The organism is Vibrio sp. V43_P6S15P86 (assembly GCF_009904725.1).
Lineage (GTDB): Bacteria > Pseudomonadota > Gammaproteobacteria > Enterobacterales > Vibrionaceae > Vibrio > Vibrio diabolicus.
Map to the genome: position 1 here is coordinate 1 of NZ_WXWT01000494.1, position 16,771 is coordinate 16,771.

A 16,771-nucleotide genomic window follows, 5' to 3' on the forward strand; every position below is an offset into this window, starting at 1 on the left:
TTTTAGGATAGATGAGTTCCCCAACATCCAACCTAACAGCAGGTGATTCCCATGACGAAAAATCTTTTCCGCCTCAGTACAATAACTCTCGGTTTATGCATCAGTTCGTTCTCTTTCGCGCAATCCGATCTTCCGAACATTAAAATCCTTGCCACTGGTGGCACCATAGCTGGAGCAGGTCAATCTGCGACAGAGTCAAACTACACCGCAGGTAAAGTCGGTGTCGAATCATTGATTTCTGCCGTTCCGAGCATGACCAACATTGCCGATATTTCCGGAGAGCAAGTGGTCAGTATTGGTTCACAAGATATGAATGATGAGGTATGGCTTAAATTAGCCAAACGAGTCAACGAACTGCTCGCTCAAGATGATGTTGACGGTATCGTCATTACTCATGGTACCGATACATTAGAGGAAACCGCTTACTTCCTTGATCTGACCGTCAAGAGCAAAAAACCAGTCGTGATTGTCGGTGCAATGCGTCCTTCCACCGCAATGAGTGCTGATGGCCCAGTTAATTTATACAACGCCGTCGTGACAGCCACCGATGAAGATTCTGAAGGGCGCGGCGTGTTAGTCGCAATGAATGACACGATTTTCGATGCGCGAGACGTAACTAAAACAAACACCACTTCCGTCAGTACTTTCCAGTCACCTAACTTTGGCCCTATCGGTTACATTCATAATAGCGATGCCAAATATCAACGAAGCCCAGAGCGTAAACACACCACAGAAACACCATTCGATGTATCAAAACTTAACACACTACCTAAAGTAGGTATTGTTTATAACTATGCAAATGCGTCGAGCTTACCAGTCAAAGCCTTTGTTGATGCCAAGTTTGACGGTATTGTAAGTGCTGGTGTTGGTAATGGTAACTTGTACCACACGGTCTTTGATGAGCTAGAAAAAGCGAGCAAAGATGGCGTTGTTGTTGTAAGGAGCTCCCGAACGCCTAGCGGCTCAACCACTTTGGATGCTGAAATTGATGACGACAAATATGGCTTTGTTGCCTCAGGCACACTAAACCCACAAAAAGCACGTATCTTACTGATGCTGTCACTGACTCAAACCAAAAACTATCAAGACATCCAAAAGATGTTCCAATACTATTAAATCATTCTGTGTAAGGCATCTTTAGATGCACAAGAGGAGGTGTTACTCGCCTCCTCTTGCACACGACGATGTTGGCGCCCCTGGTTAACCAAACAAACGGCGCTTCATTCCTGCTTTTTCCAGAATACGCGTAGTAATTTCCTCAACAGACAGAGAGGACGTATTGATGTATGGGATCGCCTCTCTTCTAAACAACGCCTCTACGGTGTCTAGCTCCAACTTACACTGCTCAGTACTGGCGTAATCACTTCCAGACAAACGATTCTCACGGATTTCAGTCAAACGTTCAGGGTCGATAGTAAGCCCGAATAATTTATGACGATGGATCTCAAACTCAGGCAACAAGCGCATCATCTTCACGTCTTCCGCGATAAATGGGTAGTTCACGACACGCAAACCAAACTGCATCGCCATATATAGGCTGGTGGGGGTTTTTCCGCTGCGCGATACTCCCAGCAGGATGATATCGGCTTGCTCCAACCCTTTTAGCGTGATGCCATCATCATGCGCCAATGTATATTCAATGGCCGCGATACGGTCGAAATAGGTATCGGAATCTTTCCCCACACTGCGAGAACGTTGCAACTTGGGTTTTGGCGCCATCTGAATGTCGTCTTGCACTTTCTGTACAATGCTTTCCAACACATCGTAGCTGTATGCAGGCGCTTCCAGCAGCATTTCACGTACGTCTGGCACCACGATAGAGAAAAACACCAGAGGTTTGACGCCATTGCGTTGGTAGGAAGTTTCAATTTCTTTTACAACGTCAGCAACTTTGTCCTGGCTTTCTACGAACGGAAAGGTTTTTTCGTTAGGAATGAACGGAAATTGACCGAGAACAACATGCCCTAATGTCTCACATGTTATCGCCGTACCGTCAGAAACATAGAACACATCACGACTTTGGTTATTTATTTGCATTTCTGTTTAATTTTTCAAAATCTTTTGAGTAGGATGGTAAACATAATATTAATAAATCAGTTTGGCTTTCAGTTAGGTTCACCACAGCTTTAAAAATTCTTTTGAATTTTTTTCAGCCAGAACGTAATCGTTTGCCTTTGATATCAATCTAAATGAAGCAATGTATGGTCAAAGTGTAATAACAGCCAACATGCGATTGTTTAGAGCGATTTAAGTCCCCCTACTAAGCTGCAATGTTTCTGGAGAAAGACATGCAAAAGAACACCCTCTGGTTCAATGGCCTATCCATGGATGATGTCGACAAAGTCGGCGGTAAGAATGCTTCACTTGGCGAAATGGTTTCTAACCTAGCGAACGCAGGCGTTTCTGTACCAAATGGTTTTGCGACAACCTCATACGCGTTTAACCAATTCCTTGACCACGAAGGTTTGGATGAGCGTATTCACCAATTACTTGATGAACTAGACGTTGAGGATGTGGAAGCTCTGCGTAAGACAGGTGCAACCATCCGTCAATGGGTATTAGAGGCCCCTTTCCCTGCGGACCTTGAACAAGAAATCCGTGAAAACTACCAAGAACTGATTGAAGGCAACCCTGAGCTTTCAGTCGCAGTTCGTTCGTCTGCTACGGCAGAAGACCTGCCTGATGCTTCTTTTGCTGGTCAGCAAGAAACGTTTTTGAACGTGAAAGGCATCGATGCAGTACTAGAAGCAACTAAGCACGTTTACGCTTCTCTATTTAACGACCGTGCGATCTCTTACCGTGTACACCAAGGTTTCGACCATCGTGGTATCTCACTATCTGCGGGTATCCAACGTATGGTGCGTTCAGACAAAGCTTCTTCGGGTGTGATGTTTACGCTTGATACTGAGTCTGGTTTCGACCAAGTTGTCTTCATCACCTCTTCATGGGGCCTAGGTGAAATGGTCGTTCAAGGCGCAGTAAACCCTGATGAATTCTACGTTCATAAGCCAATGCTTGAAGCAGGTGAGCACCCGATCGTTAAGAAAACATTTGGTTCTAAGTTGATCAAAATGATCTACTCTGACAACCAAGAGATCGGCAAACAAGTTGACATCGTTGATACTTCTGATGAAGAGCGCAACACGTTCTCATTGAACGACGAAGAGATCAAAGAGCTCGCCAAACAAGCGATGATCATCGAGAAGCACTACCAACGTCCAATGGACATCGAATGGGCGAAAGACGGCATTGATGGCAAGTTGTACATTGTGCAAGCTCGCCCAGAAACGGTTTGTTCTCAAAACGAAAAGAATGTAATCGAGCGCTACGAGCTACAGAACAAAGCAGATGTTTTGATTGAAGGTCGTGCCATCGGTCAACGTATCGGTAAAGGTGCAGTACGTTTGGTTGACTCTCTGGACCAAATGTCATTGGTTCAAGAAGGTGATGTGTTAGTTACAGACATGACTGACCCAGACTGGGAACCAGTGATGAAAAAAGCATCTGCTATTGTTACCAACCGTGGCGGACGTACTTGTCACGCAGCAATCATTGCTCGTGAACTTGGTATTCCTGCAATCGTTGGCTGTGGCGATGCGACAAGCAAACTGACTGATGGCGCAACAGTAACAGTATCTTGTGCAGAAGGCGAAACGGGTTACGTTTACCAAGGTGAACTTGAGTTTGATGTAAAACGCTCTTCTGTTGATGAACTGCCACTGCTGCCGACCAAAGTGATGATGAATGTGGGCAACCCAGATCGCGCATTCGACTTTGCTCAGATTCCAAACGAAGGTGTTGGCCTTGCTCGTCTAGAGTTCATCATCAACAAGATGATCGGTATTCACCCGAAAGCATTACTTAACTTTGATGCGCAAAGCGATGAGCTAAAAGCAGAAATCAAACAGCGCATTCGTGGTTACAAAGATCCTATCGATTTCTACGTAAGCAAACTGACTGAAGGCATCGCGACTATCGCTGCGGCATTTTGGCCGAAACGCGTTATTGTTCGTATGTCTGACTTTAAGTCTAACGAATACAGCAACTTGGTTGGCGGTAAAGCATACGAACCGCATGAAGAAAACCCAATGCTTGGCTTCCGTGGCGCGTCTCGTTACATTTCTCCAGTGTTTGAAGACTGCTTCGAGCTAGAAACTCAAGCAATCAAACGCGTTCGTAACGAAATGGGTCTGAAAAACGTTGAAATCATGATCCCATTTGTGCGTACACCAAGCGAAGCAGCATCAGTGATTGATTTGCTAGCGAAGTTTGATCTGCGCCGTGGCGATCAGGGTCTTAAAGTCATCATGATGTGCGAACTGCCATCCAACGCGGTCCTTGCCGATGAGTTCTTGAAGTACTTTGATGGCGTCTCGATTGGCTCAAACGACATGACTCAGCTAACGCTTGGTCTTGACCGTGACTCTGGCGATGTCGCACATCTATTTGATGAGCGCAACCCAGCGGTTAAGGTGATGCTTCAGATGGCGATTGATGCGGCAACAAAAGCAGGCAAATACGTTGGTATTTGTGGTCAAGGCCCATCAGACCACGACGACTTAGCGGAATGGCTAATGGATCAAGGTATTAGCTCTGTTTCACTAAACCCAGACACCGTTATCGATACTTGGTTACAGCTCGGTAAAGTTAGCAGCAAGTAACGCGCTAAAAACTTAAGCCCTCACACTCCCCTTGTGAGGGCTTTGTTATGCATACGTCATTTCGCAATCAGTTCGTGATTCCTCTCTCAAGATCGCCATTTAGTCAATTTCATTATCAAAGTCTGATGACCTAGAATGAATGATGTATCGACAACTCCAGAGAGAATTTGATGAAAAAGTCTATCGCACTCATTACCACATTGATGCTCATCGCATCTCCCGCTTACGCAGATTGGGATGATATTTCCAACAAAATGTCTGAGCTAGGCGAAGCGGTTTCTGATACTGCGCAAGATGCTTGGGACGATACCAAAGCCTTTTCAAAACAAGCGTGGCAAGATTTCACGCACTGGTCCGAGGAAGCAATCAATACCGCGGGCGAGTGGACAGAAGCTAGTATCGAGAAAAGCAAAGAATGGATAGATGCAGCCGACAAGAAAATTGATGAACTAATGGAAGGCGACACGCCAGAAGAAGCTCGCCAAGCCGTAGACTTAATGGCGGATAGTGCTTTACTCAAGTTGTTTAATGAAAAGTCGGAGGCCAAAGCCATTTACGACAACGCTTACGGCTACGCGGTCTTTGATTCTCGTAAATTGTCTTTGTTGTTTCACACCAACTCAGGGTCAGGTGTCGCAGTCAATAAGGAAACAGAAAAACGCACTTATATGAATATGTTTGGTTTGGGCGTCGCACTTGGGGCTGGCGGCAAGTTTTACCAACAAGTGATTCTGTTTGAGAGCAAAGAAGACTTTGATACGTTCGTCAACGAAGGATGGGAAGCGACCAGTGAAGCCTCTGCTGTAGCTGGCGAAGACTCAGAGCAACTTTCAAAACAATTTAACAGTGGCGTCGCCGTTTATCAGTTGAATGCAAAAGGCTTGCTCATCGATGCCAACGTGTCTGGTTCTAAATATTGGGTTAACGAAGAGCTCACCAACTCGCAGTAACGCATAGCAACTAATTGCTTAAACAGAACAGTTGTTATGCACCCTTATCAATAAGTTAACGCAGCTATGACTCCTCAAAACTGAGTACTTGTGCAACTTTCTCATGGGAAGTCACCAGAAGATGGTGACTTCCCTTTCTCGTTGGATGGCTTTTGGTTATGCTTGCGCAAAACCATCTGCGATTCGGTATCCCATGCCTGACAATAACTTTAATAATCTGCTGGCAGAAGCAATTTCTGCTCTTAATACGCCTAACTTTACTCCTAAGCTTATGCGTGTCATTCGCACTCTTTTTCATTTTGATTGCGCGGTTATTTTAGGTTATCGAGAAGGTAAACATCCTATTTATCTCTACGACTCGATTGAGAACGAGCGAGAATTACTTTTTCAACGCTACCTTACTGACTCATTTCAAAATGACCCTTTTTTTCTCAAACTAAACGAGACAAAGCAACAAGGCGTATTTACGCTCAAAGACGTAGCACGCAAAGGCGTTGATTTTACTTCCTACTGCGAACAGTTCTACCATCAGACCGGGTGGAAAGACGAACTGAGCATGCTAGTCGAAGTCGAACCTGGCCGTTGGGTCATGCTGTACTTCGGGTATATGAATGATGGAAAATACTTTTCTCAACAGCAAATCAATAAATTAAAGCCCTACTTCCCGATAATTCAATCGCTTTGTCAGCAGCACTGGAAACAAACGGAGTTTACCTTTTCTGAGCCTGTTTTTGCCCAGAGTGCTTATTCTGGCAGTATGCGATTAGCCATTGAGCAAGCTTTAGCAACATTTGGCGTAGAATCACTCACTCGTCGCGAGCAAGAGGTGGCTTCACTTCTCGCTCAAGGGTTTGACACCAAAGAAATTGCCGCGCGGTTACACTTAGTTCAAGGCACGGTCAAAAATCATCGAAAGCGAATTTACTCGCAATTAAATGTGTCTTCATTGAGTGAGTTATTCCAGCTTTTCCTCAATCACCTCATTCTCCATTCAAGATAAAAAACTGTCCCTTAAGGGATATATCGAGAAAAGGTGTCGCGTTTTAGTCTGAATGTAACAACCACTAAGACAGAAAAAAAGAATGACGACACCATTACTGCAAGATTTACAAGATCGTGGCTTGATTGCACAAGCCAGCGATTTGGAAGAAATTCAGACACTTCTCTCACAGCCACAAACCGTTTACTGCGGCTTCGATCCTACAGCTGGCAGCTTGCATATCGGCCACCTCGTGCCTTTGATTATGCTTAAGCGCTTTCAAGATGCCGGACACCAAGCTGTTGCCTTGATTGGCGGTGCAACGGGCATGATTGGCGACCCAAGCTTTAAAGCGACTGAGCGCAGTCTGAACTCAGAGGAAATCGTCTCAGGCTGGGTTAACGATCTTTCTAATCAAATTCAGCAGTTGATGAACCACCAACTGACCAAGCCGATGATCATGGTGAACAACGCTGACTGGATGAAAGCGATCAATGTGATCGACTTCTTCCGCGATGTGGGTAAGCACTTCTCGATCAATACTATGATCAACCGAGAATCGGTAAAACAACGCCTGCAACGCCCTGACCAAGGTATCTCCTTCACCGAATTTAGCTACGCTCTGCTGCAATCGTACGATTTTGCCGAGCTAAACCGTCAATACGGTTGCCGTTTGCAAATCGGTGGCAATGACCAATGGGGGAACATCGTCAGTGGGATCGATTTAACTCGTCGCCAAAATGGTGAGCAAGTATTTGGCTTAACTCTGCCGCTGATCACCAAATCCGATGGCACCAAATTTGGCAAAACTGAAGGTGGTGCAGTATGGCTAGATCCTAGCAAAACCTCTCCTTACGCCTTCTACCAGTTCTGGCTTGGCGCAGAAGACGCCGACGTTTACCACTTCTTGCGTTACTACACGTTCTTGAGCTGCGAAGAAATTGCCAGCATTGAAGCGCAAGACCAAGCAAGCCAAGGCAAGCCACAAGCACAACGTATTCTCGCTGAAGAAATGACGCGATTTGTTCATGGCGAAGAAGGTCTAGTCAGTGCCGAACGCATCACGCAAGCTTTATTCAGCGGTAATGTGCAACAACTGAGTTTGGGTGAATTAAAACAGTTGGAGTTAGATGGTTTACCAAGCATTGAGAGCACACAACAAGATTTGGTTGAGCTATTGATTGAGTCGGGCTTAGCAAGCTCGAAACGTGTTGCGCGCGAACACATCAACAACAACGCCATCAGTGTAAACGGTGAAAAAGTGTCGGCTGATAACCCGAGTTTAAGCTTCCCACTGTTTGACCAATACTGGTTACTGCAACGCAGTAAAAAGCACTTCTGCCTCGTAAAGCGTGCCGCTTAACAAAGCATCGGAGTAACACCTCACAAGGCAAAGTGATATAGCGAGTTAACTGACAAGACTTTATAAGGTTAGCTCGCTCTAGTATCGACTGTGCATACCAAAATGATGAGACATTCCATCTTCCATTCGGCCGCCTTTCCAGCCACCAGCACCGAATAAATGAAGCACATCTTGAGCGGTATAATCGACACCAGCGAAGAAGTCATGCGCTACATCAGAGCGGATGGCTTGCAACTCTGGTTGATTTTCCAAATCAAGATCTTGCGGATCCGCATATAATGCCAACGCAATTTTTTGTTGGCACGCGCTTAACTCGCTGGTGCTCGTCTTTACCTGACCAACCGAAAAGTACTCACGACTGCCGTATCCCACCACCAATCTGGTACTCATTAGCTTAATCACTTTCTTAATGCGGCGACGTTGTATAAATCTCAACATGTTTTGTTATTCCTGTATTAAGTTGGCTATGGTCGTATTCTTTTGTTCGAATTAAAACACTCTGTTTTATCCGCGAAATTTCTCTAGCGCTTTTCGCGATGATCGGTTGTATAATACGATCCTGAAATATTTTGTTACGTTACCTCGGTAACACCTGAGATTACAACATGAACAACAGCAGATGGGTCGGCTTTATAGGCGGCACGATTGTCTTACTTAGTACCTTTATCCTCTTCGGATCTTCCGTCCACTCTGCTTGGTACCGAATCCCTGCGGAAGCCATTCATGGTATCGCCTTCACTCTGGCTTTTGGTTTAGGGTTAAACAGCCTACTGGCGTACGCGACGGCAATGATTACTCTTGCTGCACTATTCTACATTGGCTTTGTCGTTAGCTATCGGGTCCATCAGAAACTTAAATAGTCTTCTGTCTCAACCTGAGCTTAATAACGGATACTTGGTAACTAAAAAGGGAGCAAACGCTCCCTTTTTAGTTGTCAGCATGTAGATGTTCTATACCCGCTTTAATCATTAAGGTGGTATACCCTCAACGACTGCTGCATACCTGAAACATCATCACCTAAATACTCAACCGTCATTGGAACGTTGACCAACAGAGTAAAACTGGAGTCACTGAACCTTCCATCAGCATCACTCTCCAAATGAACAAAAAACGCAGGCTTATCCGCAATCAATGTAATTTGCCTCCCTTCAATAGAGACACCAATATTGGCTTTCGCTATCGGCAAGGTTTTTAGCTCATGAGAACTAAACCATGTGTTGCTTATTCTGTCTTCACAGATTTGCGCTTCAACATAGAAGAAGCCTGACGTAAGTTCGTCCTTCTCGATCGATTCATCCAATTGCCACAAAATCGTATTGCTGTCTGCTATGACTGTTTGTTCTAAGCTCCAACATTGCTTTTCTTCCCCTTGCCAATCTACCCACTTGAGCAGTACGTAGACGCTTGCGGGCGCTTTGGCATCATTGAGCAAATGCAGGCTCAACTTGCCTGTATGCTCGGAAAATACCAAATACTGCGGCGCAAAAAAGCGTTTTGCATGGTAGTGTAACTGCTTCCAACGACCACTGTACTCCAAGCTAGACCAAGAACTGACAGGCCAATTGTCGTTGAGTTGCCAGTACAGCATGCCGCGACAAACTGGAGAAATGGCACGCCAATGATCGCATGCAGTTTTGATCGCGATTGCCTGCTGAACTTGGCTTAAATACAGCATGTTCTCGAACCCAGAGGGAAAACGGAAATAACGCGTGAACATCTCTGTGATGATACTGTTACCACGAGGATTCTTCTGATGTTGTTCAAAGGTTAGGGACGTGATATTCCAATCTTGCTCCGGGACAAACTGCTTAACTTCTGCAAAAGATGGCCAAGATTGAAAACCAAACTCAGAGCAAAAACGAGGATTCACGTCAAGGTAGGCACTGAATGGTTTTCCTGAATGCCAAACGTCCCAAAAGTGCATATCACCTTTACTATCATCATGCCACGCGTCACCGAAATCCAGTTCACCATTACATGGGGAACTTGGCCAGAAACGACGAGCGCTATCTTGTTCGGTAATCACCTGCTCAATCATGCGGTTGAGGCGATCGTAGTTAACCGTGTATTTGACTTTATTGTGCTTAGATTCTTCGTACCACCCAATAGCTCCAATCACTTCATTGTCACCACACCAAAGTGCGATTGATGGGTGCTCCTTGAGCCTCGGGATTTGGAATCTAAGTTCTTCTTCTACCTCTTTTAAAAACTCGTCGTTTGATGGGTACAACGAGCAGGCGAACATCATGTCTTGCCACACCAACAAGCCAAGTTCATCACACAGATTGTAAAAGATCTCACTCTCGTACTGACCTCCCCCCCATACGCGAATCATGTTCATGTTGGCGTCAACCGCACTTTGCAAAAGGTTGCGATAACGTGTTTCGCACTCTCGCCCCGGCATTGCGTCAATAGGGATCCAGTTGGCACCTTTAGCATTAATCGGTACGCCATTGACGATAAATTCCATTGCAGAGCCGTGCTCATCAGCTTGGTTATTTAGGGTTAACTGACGCAAACCAATGTTGTGCGTTAACTTTTGCTCTCTGCAAGAAATGGTAATGGGATAGAGATACGCTTCGCCATAACCCGATGGCCACCAGCGTTGAGGCTCCAAAATGTGGAACTGGCAATGATAGTGACCACTTCCTTTTGTTTGAATACATTGACGCTCACCATTAAATTCAACCATCATTTCATGGCGTTGACTGTCCGTTTCCACTTCAACTACTACATCAAGAAACACACTCTCATCGGCTTGCCATTGCTGCTCTGTCGAAAAGCCTTTGAGCCAAAGCTCATTCACAATGTCGATTTGAATGGGGTCGTAAATACCCGATACTATCAAGCAAATGCCCCAATCCCATCCGGAATGACATTGCGTTTTTCGGATCAAATTCATATGCGGAATTTGATTATTTCCCATTGCGGAAGGGATTGGGAAGGGCAATTTTTTGGCGCGTTCCACACCTTCTATATCGACTCTGGCGAATTGAACAAGAACAGTATTTATACCCTGTTTTAAATAAGGTTTGATATCAACTCGTTGCTGGGTAAACATGTTGCTGCAAGTTAGTGCTAGCTCACCATTAACATAGAAGGTTGCCAAGGTATCGACACGAGTTAGCGTCATCCAAATTTGCTTGGCAGACAACGTAAACGCGTCGACGTCAAACTCACGTGAGATATGCCACTCACACTCTTCAATCCATCGAACTTTGTTTTCATTATCGGCAAAATAAGGATCTGGAATCTGCTCTGCTTGTAAAAGCGCCGACACATTATCGCCCGGAATAAAGATTGGAATTTCAAGATCGGGACGCTGTGGCGAGGTAAGCATCCACTGCCCGTTAAGTTCGAAGTGAGCCATTGAGTTAAACCTTAGCTTGGGAAAAACATGTTTTCTCAATGTAATCCTGACAATCCCATGTAAAAACAAGGGAAATGTTAATTACATACGAAATGCGGTGCATTTCACGTAAAAACTCTTTCTTTTGATCTCTACCCAAAAATCAGCAACTTGGCTAACCTGTTAAAAATTAATCGAAATCTAAGGTTATATTTGCAACTTCGACATGTTAACATCATCGGCTTTTTGAACATCCTCACACTTTTCGTTGAAACGATGTGAGGGGAAATGCACGGCTTCATAGCCCTAAAAAGCGAAGTAATTATGTCAAATATGACGAATGCCGCCTCCCACACAGCGCCTATTCAGGATGCTGACTATTCTGCTATTCATCCCCCATCTTTACTCAAGCGCCTCGAACTCACCAATCCTGTCTTTTGGTTAAGTGGTAGCTTCCTCACTCTATTCGTTTTACTTGCTCTAACGAATACCGACTCTCTAACCGCAATGGTTAACACCGGCTTCGGCTTTGCTACTAAATATTTCGGAGCTTACTGGCAAGTACTGCTTCTTCTGAATTTCCTAATTGGTTTGGCTCTTGCGTTTGGTCGCACTGGTTATGTGCGCCTAGGTGGTCTAGCGAAACCTGATATTGATAACTTTAAGTGGTTGTCAATCGTACTCTGTACTCTACTTGCAGGTGGTGGTGTGTTTTGGGCCGCAGCTGAGCCTATCGCGCACTTTGTGACTGCTCCGCCTCTATACGGGGAAGCCTCACCGAAAACTGCCGCAATCAATGCCCTATCTCAGTCTTTTATGCACTGGGGCTTCTTAGCTTGGGCGATCCTTGGTGGTCTATCTTCCATTGTCTTAATGCACTTGCATTACGATAAAGGCCTGCCTCTTAAGCCTCGTACTCTGCTTTACCCTGTGTTTGGTGATAAAGCCATTAAAGGCTGGATTGGTGATGTTGCTGACGCATGTAGCATCATTGCCGTAGCGGCAGGAACCATCGGTCCTATCGGCTTCTTAGGTTTACAAATTAGCTACGCGCTAAACTCATTGTTTGGCCTGCCAGATACGTTCGTAACGCAAAGTATGGTTATTATGGCGGCGATCCTGATGTATACCCTTTCCGCACTGAGCGGTTTGAGCAAGGGTATTCAAATCGTCAGTCGTTACAACATCATTTTGTCTGTACTATTAATTGGTTACATCCTGTTCTTCGGGCCGACAAGCTTTATCGTTGATGGCTACGTGCAAGGCGTTGGTCGTATGGTGGATAACTTCTTCCCTATGGCACTTTACCGTGGTGATACAGGCTGGCTAAGCTGGTGGACAGTATTCTTCTGGGGTTGGTTTATCGGTTATGGCCCAATGATGGCGATCTTTATTGCTCGTATCTCTCGTGGTCGTACAATTCGCCAATTAATCATGTCTATTAGCATCGCGGCACCGCTGATTACTTGCTTCTGGTTTAGTATCGTTGGTGGCAGTGGCCTTGCGTTTGAACTTGATAACCCTGGTTTGATTTCATCTGCGTTTGAAGGCTTTAACTTGCCTGCAGCACTGCTAGCGATTACTGGTGAATTACCTTACCCAATGATCATTTCGGTTCTGTTCCTGATCTTAACGACAACATTTATCGTGACGACGGGTGACTCGATGACTTACACAATCAGTGTAGTGATGACGGGCTCAACAGAACCAAACGCAGTGATTCGCTCGTTCTGGGGGCTGATTATGGGTATTGTCGCTATTGCGCTTATCTCAATGGGCTCTGGTGGTATTTCTGCATTGCAGTCTTTCATTGTGATTACCGCCGTGCCTGTGTCTTTCATTTTGCTGCCAAGCATTTGGAAAGCGCCTGGCATAGCAAGTAAAATGGCAAAAGAGCAAGGCCTCGTTTAAACCGCCTCTCTAACCAATATGCGAAAAAGAGCCCTTCATTGGGCTCTTTTTAATTCTGCGCTTTATCCTACGCTATCAATGCGAATCATCACTGCATCTGGACGCCAATACTCGAATTCGCAGTCCATTAAATGCCCATCTTGTTTGTAGTTTACCCGCCGAATTTTCAGAACGGGTTGTCCTTCAGCTAGGTTCAACGCCTTAGCGACATGAGCAGGAGCTGACGTGGGAATCACATCAAAACGAGAGCGCTTTGTCTCGTAACCATACTTCTCACGATAAATGCCCGTCAGGGACATGGTGAGGTTCTCAGACAATATGCCTTCAAACAGTGCCGCTTTGAGTACATTTTCAACAAACAATACCGCTCGCCCATCAATAAAACGTAACCGCTCAATCACATAAATTGGGGTAATTCGCTCAACCTCTAACGATTTGGCATACTCACCTGCAGCCATTTCACTTCGTACGTTGAGTAACTTGGTTTCTGCAATACGATGCTGCTCTCTAATCATTTGATGGAAGTGAGAACGAGACAACGGGTTATAACAGATCCGCTCTGGAGATACATACCAACCACGACGCTCTTCTCGGTAGATCAGGCCTTCAGTTTCTAAAGACACCAACGCATCTTTGATAGTGATTCGAGTCGTAGAAAACAGCTCACTGAGCTCCCTTTCTGATGGCAGTTTTTGTCCTTCCGACATGATGCCGGAAAGAATCTGCTGCTTTAAGCTGCTTCTAATTTTTCCTAATTGGGTACCAAATTGGCTGGTGCCTGTCGCTCTCATTCTGATCTAGTCCAACGATAATTTGATGAACAACATAAGGCGTGTACGTAACAAAAATATGACATTAATCAACAGAACACATATTGAGCGTATGAAATATAAGTGCCATAGAAATTCATAAAAACTGTCAAATTACTTGCGCTAAATCGTCACATTCCATCCATAGCATACAAAGCGAACTTACTGACCTAGTCCAGAAGGATGGAGACAATGAAAACTTTGCTAAGTCGTTCAATTACCGCACCAGCGGCAATCATTGCGGTAACGCTCGCTACGCCAACAGTAGCGAAAGAAGCCGATATTGAATCTTTGGTAGCAGCAGCACAAAAAGAAGGGGCGGTTTACAGTGTGGGTATGCCTGACAGTTGGGCAAACTGGAAAGACACTTGGGCTGATTTAAAGTCAAATTACAACCTTAAGCACCAAGACACGGATATGAGCTCGGCTCAAGAAATCGCAAAATTCGAAGCTGAGAAGAAAAACGCGACCGCAGACATTGGTGACGTAGGCTTTGCCTTCGCACGTGTAGCGGTTAAAAAAGGCGTCACTCAGCCATATAAACCAACAACTTGGAATGACATCCCAGATTGGGCAAAAGACGAAGATGGTCATTGGGCACTTGCTTACACTGGCACTATTTCTTTTATCTCCAACAATAACCTCGTAAAAGACGCGCCAAAAACGTGGGATGACCTATTAAAAGGCGACTACAAAGTGACCGTAGGTGACGTAGGCGTAGCAGCACAGGCAAACAACGCGGTTCTCGCCGCAGCGTTCGCCAACGGTGGGGACGAATCCAACCTCAAGCCTGCGCTAAAATTCTTTTCTGAACTCGCGAAGCAAGGTCGTCTTTCATTTACCGATCCGAACATCGCCAACCTAGAAAAAGGCGAAGTGGAAGTGGCGATCATGTGGGACTTCAATGCGTTGAACTACCGCGACAAAATTGACCGCGACCGCTTTACAGTGAGCATTCCTCAAGATGGCTCTGTGATTTCTGGTTATACAACCATAATCAATAAATATGCGAAGAACCCTAATGCAGCAAAGCTTGCTCGTGAGTACATCTTCAGCGATCAAGGACAAATCAACTTAGCAGAAGGTTATGCGCGTCCAATCCGCACCAACATCACACTGCCTCAAGCAGTGCAAGACAAGCTAATTGCTAACGACCAATACAGCAATGTTCACCCAGTGACTGACTTCTCCGCTTGGGAAAAGTCCGCACGTAAGCTGCCACGTCAATGGCAAGAAAGTGTCTTAATCCACCAGCAATAAGAGTAAGTCGTTATGAGCAATAAGGTCATCCTTGTTGTTCTAGATGGACTGAGCTATCAGGTAGCCCGTGATTGCATGGGCTACCTCAATGGTCTTCTAGAACAAAGTCGTTCCCAACAAGAAACTCGCGCAACGCTTTATCCTGTGCAGTGTGAGCTGCCCTCTATGTCTCGCCCACTTTATGAGTGCATTTTAACGGGCGTTCGCCCTGTAGAAAGCGGCATCGTAAACAACAATATCGTTCGTCTATCCAAACACGATTCCATTTTCAGTTTGGCAAAAGACCAAGGAAAAGTGACCGCTGCGGCTGCCTACCACTGGGTAAGTGAGCTTTATAATCGCGCGCCATTTGAACCTGTTCGCGATCGTTTCACGCATGATGAAACCCTGAATATCCAGCATGGCTGCTTTTACCATTGGGATCATTATCCTGATGAAGCCTTGTTCCTGGACGCAGAGTATTTACGTCGAAACTATCAACCTGATTTCTTACTGATCCACCCGATGAATATCGACGATACAGGACATAAGTTTGGCCTAGACTCTCGCCAATACCGAAATTGTGCGCGAGGTGCAGACATTATTCTTTCCAACTACATCGATCAATGGCTTGCTGATGGGTATCAAATCATTGTGACCAGCGATCATGGCATGAACAACGATCTTTCTCACGGTGGGATTTTACCTGAAGAGCGAGAAGTTCCCCTGTTTGTCATTGGTGATAAATTTACCCATCAAGATTGTCATATTAAGCAAACTGATATTTGTGGCACCGTTTGTCAATTGCTAAACCTTGACCACACGAAGCCATACACTCAGGAATTGTTAGCACTATGAGCAGTTCAGTCCTCTCCCCAAGCTCCAGCGAATCACGCTCAAATTTGGCAAGTACTTGGTTAAAGCGCTTTAAGCCAGCCATTTGGTTAGTGCCTTTCGCGCTGTTTTTCTACCTATTTCAACTCGCACCGATGATTTGGGTACTGTTAAACAGCTTTATCTACGATGGCGAGTTTGCCTTCGATAACTACATTGAAGTGCTCGACTCCGCCTTTATGATGCAGGCGTTTGGCAACAGTTTGTGGTTAGCTGTATGGTCAAGCATTTTTGGCTTAGCCATTGCGACTCTGTTGGTCTCTTCTCTGCGCAGAGTCGATTCTAAAGTCCGCGACGGTGTGATTGCGTTTACGAACATGAGCAGCAACTTTGCAGGCGTACCTCTGTCATTCGCTTTTATTATTATTTTGGGCACCAATGGGGCGATTACCCTTTTGCTCAAGCAGTATGGCTTACTCGGTGATTTCGACCTTTATGGTAAATGGGGCCTGCTGGCCATTTACATCTACTTCCAAATCCCGCTGGCGGTATTGTTGCTCTACCCTGCGTTCGACGCGTTGAGCGATGATTGGCAAGCAGCTGCTGCGCTACTGGGAGCCAAAACATCACAGTATTGGGCGAAAATCGCTCTGCCAGTGCTCTCACCAGCCTTATT

Annotated in this window: 14 protein-coding genes; 10 read left to right on the forward strand and 4 right to left on the reverse strand. The window is 45.4% G+C overall.

All coding sequences use genetic code 11. The features are described 5' to 3' along the window. Positions 1 to 51 precede the first annotated feature (51 nt). The gene (gene ansB / locus CAG69_RS22190) at positions 52 to 1,116 is read left to right on the forward strand and encodes an L-asparaginase 2 (RefSeq protein ID WP_161446258.1); all 1,065 of its coding nucleotides are present in this window, start codon (positions 52 to 54) and stop codon (positions 1,114 to 1,116) included. Positions 1,117 to 1,200: 84 nt separating this feature from the next. Here the strand turns inward: ansB and ppsR are convergent, their stop codons facing one another. Next, on the reverse strand, positions 1,201 to 2,037 hold the full coding sequence (gene ppsR, locus CAG69_RS22195) for a posphoenolpyruvate synthetase regulatory kinase/phosphorylase PpsR (RefSeq protein WP_005392709.1): 837 nt from the start codon (positions 2,035 to 2,037) through the stop codon (positions 1,201 to 1,203). Between the two features lie 251 nt (positions 2,038 to 2,288). On the opposite strand from ppsR, the gene ppsA reads away from it, so the two are divergent. The 4 genes from ppsA (at position 2,289) to tyrS (ending at position 7,953) form a co-directional block, all read left to right on the forward strand. Then, positions 2,289 to 4,661: a phosphoenolpyruvate synthase gene (gene ppsA, locus CAG69_RS22200; RefSeq protein ID WP_161446260.1), complete on the forward strand. Its 2,373-nt coding sequence runs from the start codon at positions 2,289 to 2,291 to the stop codon at positions 4,659 to 4,661. Positions 4,662 to 4,831: 170 nt separating this feature from the next. After that, positions 4,832 to 5,611: a hypothetical protein gene (locus tag CAG69_RS22205; RefSeq protein ID WP_161446262.1), complete on the forward strand. Its 780-nt coding sequence runs from the start codon at positions 4,832 to 4,834 to the stop codon at positions 5,609 to 5,611. Positions 5,612 to 5,804: 193 nt separating this feature from the next. After that, the gene (locus CAG69_RS22210; protein WP_046876144.1) at positions 5,805 to 6,611 is read left to right on the forward strand and encodes a response regulator transcription factor; all 807 of its coding nucleotides are present in this window, start codon (positions 5,805 to 5,807) and stop codon (positions 6,609 to 6,611) included. 82 nt (positions 6,612 to 6,693) lie between these two features. Further along, on the forward strand, positions 6,694 to 7,953 hold the full coding sequence (gene tyrS, locus CAG69_RS22215) for a tyrosine--tRNA ligase (protein WP_161446264.1): 1,260 nt from the start codon (positions 6,694 to 6,696) through the stop codon (positions 7,951 to 7,953). A 78-nt stretch (positions 7,954 to 8,031) separates the two neighbouring features. Here the strand turns inward: tyrS and CAG69_RS22220 are convergent, their stop codons facing one another. Beyond that, on the reverse strand, positions 8,032 to 8,391 hold the full coding sequence (locus CAG69_RS22220) for a DUF6559 family protein (protein ID WP_161446265.1): 360 nt from the start codon (positions 8,389 to 8,391) through the stop codon (positions 8,032 to 8,034). Positions 8,392 to 8,558: 167 nt separating this feature from the next. Here CAG69_RS22220 and CAG69_RS22225 point away from each other — a divergent pair, with 167 nt between their 5' ends. Then, on the forward strand, positions 8,559 to 8,813 hold the full coding sequence (locus CAG69_RS22225; RefSeq protein WP_005373837.1) for a hypothetical protein: 255 nt from the start codon (positions 8,559 to 8,561) through the stop codon (positions 8,811 to 8,813). Between the two features lie 101 nt (positions 8,814 to 8,914). Here the strand turns inward: CAG69_RS22225 and CAG69_RS22230 are convergent, their stop codons facing one another. Continuing rightward, positions 8,915 to 11,323, reverse strand: coding sequence for a beta-mannosidase (locus tag CAG69_RS22230; RefSeq protein WP_161446268.1), 2,409 nt, complete (start codon positions 11,321 to 11,323; stop codon positions 8,915 to 8,917). Positions 11,324 to 11,626: 303 nt separating this feature from the next. Here CAG69_RS22230 and CAG69_RS22235 point away from each other — a divergent pair, with 303 nt between their 5' ends. Then, on the forward strand, positions 11,627 to 13,213 hold the full coding sequence (locus CAG69_RS22235) for a BCCT family transporter (RefSeq protein WP_202600842.1): 1,587 nt from the start codon (positions 11,627 to 11,629) through the stop codon (positions 13,211 to 13,213). 62 nt (positions 13,214 to 13,275) lie between these two features. Here CAG69_RS22235 and CAG69_RS22240 read toward each other — a convergent pair whose 3' ends face one another. Beyond that, positions 13,276 to 14,004 (reverse strand): UTRA domain-containing protein, encoded by a 729-nt coding sequence (locus CAG69_RS22240; protein ID WP_139059304.1) that lies wholly within the window; start codon positions 14,002 to 14,004, stop codon positions 13,276 to 13,278. A 210-nt stretch (positions 14,005 to 14,214) separates the two neighbouring features. Here CAG69_RS22240 and CAG69_RS22245 point away from each other — a divergent pair, with 210 nt between their 5' ends. From CAG69_RS22245 to CAG69_RS22255, 3 genes are all read left to right on the forward strand, one after another. After that, positions 14,215 to 15,282: an ABC transporter substrate-binding protein gene (locus CAG69_RS22245; protein WP_005373851.1), complete on the forward strand. Its 1,068-nt coding sequence runs from the start codon at positions 14,215 to 14,217 to the stop codon at positions 15,280 to 15,282. Positions 15,283 to 15,294: 12 nt separating this feature from the next. Beyond that, on the forward strand, positions 15,295 to 16,119 hold the full coding sequence (locus CAG69_RS22250) for an alkaline phosphatase family protein (RefSeq protein WP_161446272.1): 825 nt from the start codon (positions 15,295 to 15,297) through the stop codon (positions 16,117 to 16,119). Further along, a partial coding sequence (locus CAG69_RS22255) for an ABC transporter permease (RefSeq protein ID WP_161446274.1) occupies positions 16,116 to 16,771 on the forward strand: 656 nt, incomplete at its 3' end. The genes CAG69_RS22250 and CAG69_RS22255, both read left to right, overlap by 4 nt.

Bases quoted from the DNA above. Each gene is read 5' to 3' on its own strand.
- CAG69_RS22220 (WP_161446265.1), bottom strand. From the start codon at position 8,391: ATGTTGAGATTTATACAACGTCGCCGCATTAAGAAAGTGATTAAGCTA.
- CAG69_RS22240 (WP_139059304.1), bottom strand. From the start codon at position 14,004: ATGAGAGCGACAGGCACCAGCCAATTTGGTACCCAATTAGGAAAAATT.
- ansB (WP_161446258.1), top strand. From the start codon at position 52: ATGACGAAAAATCTTTTCCGCCTCAGTACAATAACTCTCGGTTTATGC.
- CAG69_RS22245 (WP_005373851.1), top strand. From the start codon at position 14,215: ATGAAAACTTTGCTAAGTCGTTCAATTACCGCACCAGCGGCAATCATT.
- ppsA (WP_161446260.1), top strand. From the start codon at position 2,289: ATGCAAAAGAACACCCTCTGGTTCAATGGCCTATCCATGGATGATGTC.
- CAG69_RS22210 (WP_046876144.1), top strand. From the start codon at position 5,805: ATGCCTGACAATAACTTTAATAATCTGCTGGCAGAAGCAATTTCTGCT.
- CAG69_RS22230 (WP_161446268.1), bottom strand. From the start codon at position 11,323: ATGGCTCACTTCGAACTTAACGGGCAGTGGATGCTTACCTCGCCACAG.
- CAG69_RS22250 (WP_161446272.1), top strand. From the start codon at position 15,295: ATGAGCAATAAGGTCATCCTTGTTGTTCTAGATGGACTGAGCTATCAG.
- CAG69_RS22205 (WP_161446262.1), top strand. From the start codon at position 4,832: ATGAAAAAGTCTATCGCACTCATTACCACATTGATGCTCATCGCATCT.
- tyrS (WP_161446264.1), top strand. From the start codon at position 6,694: ATGACGACACCATTACTGCAAGATTTACAAGATCGTGGCTTGATTGCA.
- ppsR (WP_005392709.1), bottom strand. From the start codon at position 2,037: ATGCAAATAAATAACCAAAGTCGTGATGTGTTCTATGTTTCTGACGGT.
- CAG69_RS22225 (WP_005373837.1), top strand. From the start codon at position 8,559: ATGAACAACAGCAGATGGGTCGGCTTTATAGGCGGCACGATTGTCTTA.
- CAG69_RS22235 (WP_202600842.1), top strand. From the start codon at position 11,627: ATGTCAAATATGACGAATGCCGCCTCCCACACAGCGCCTATTCAGGAT.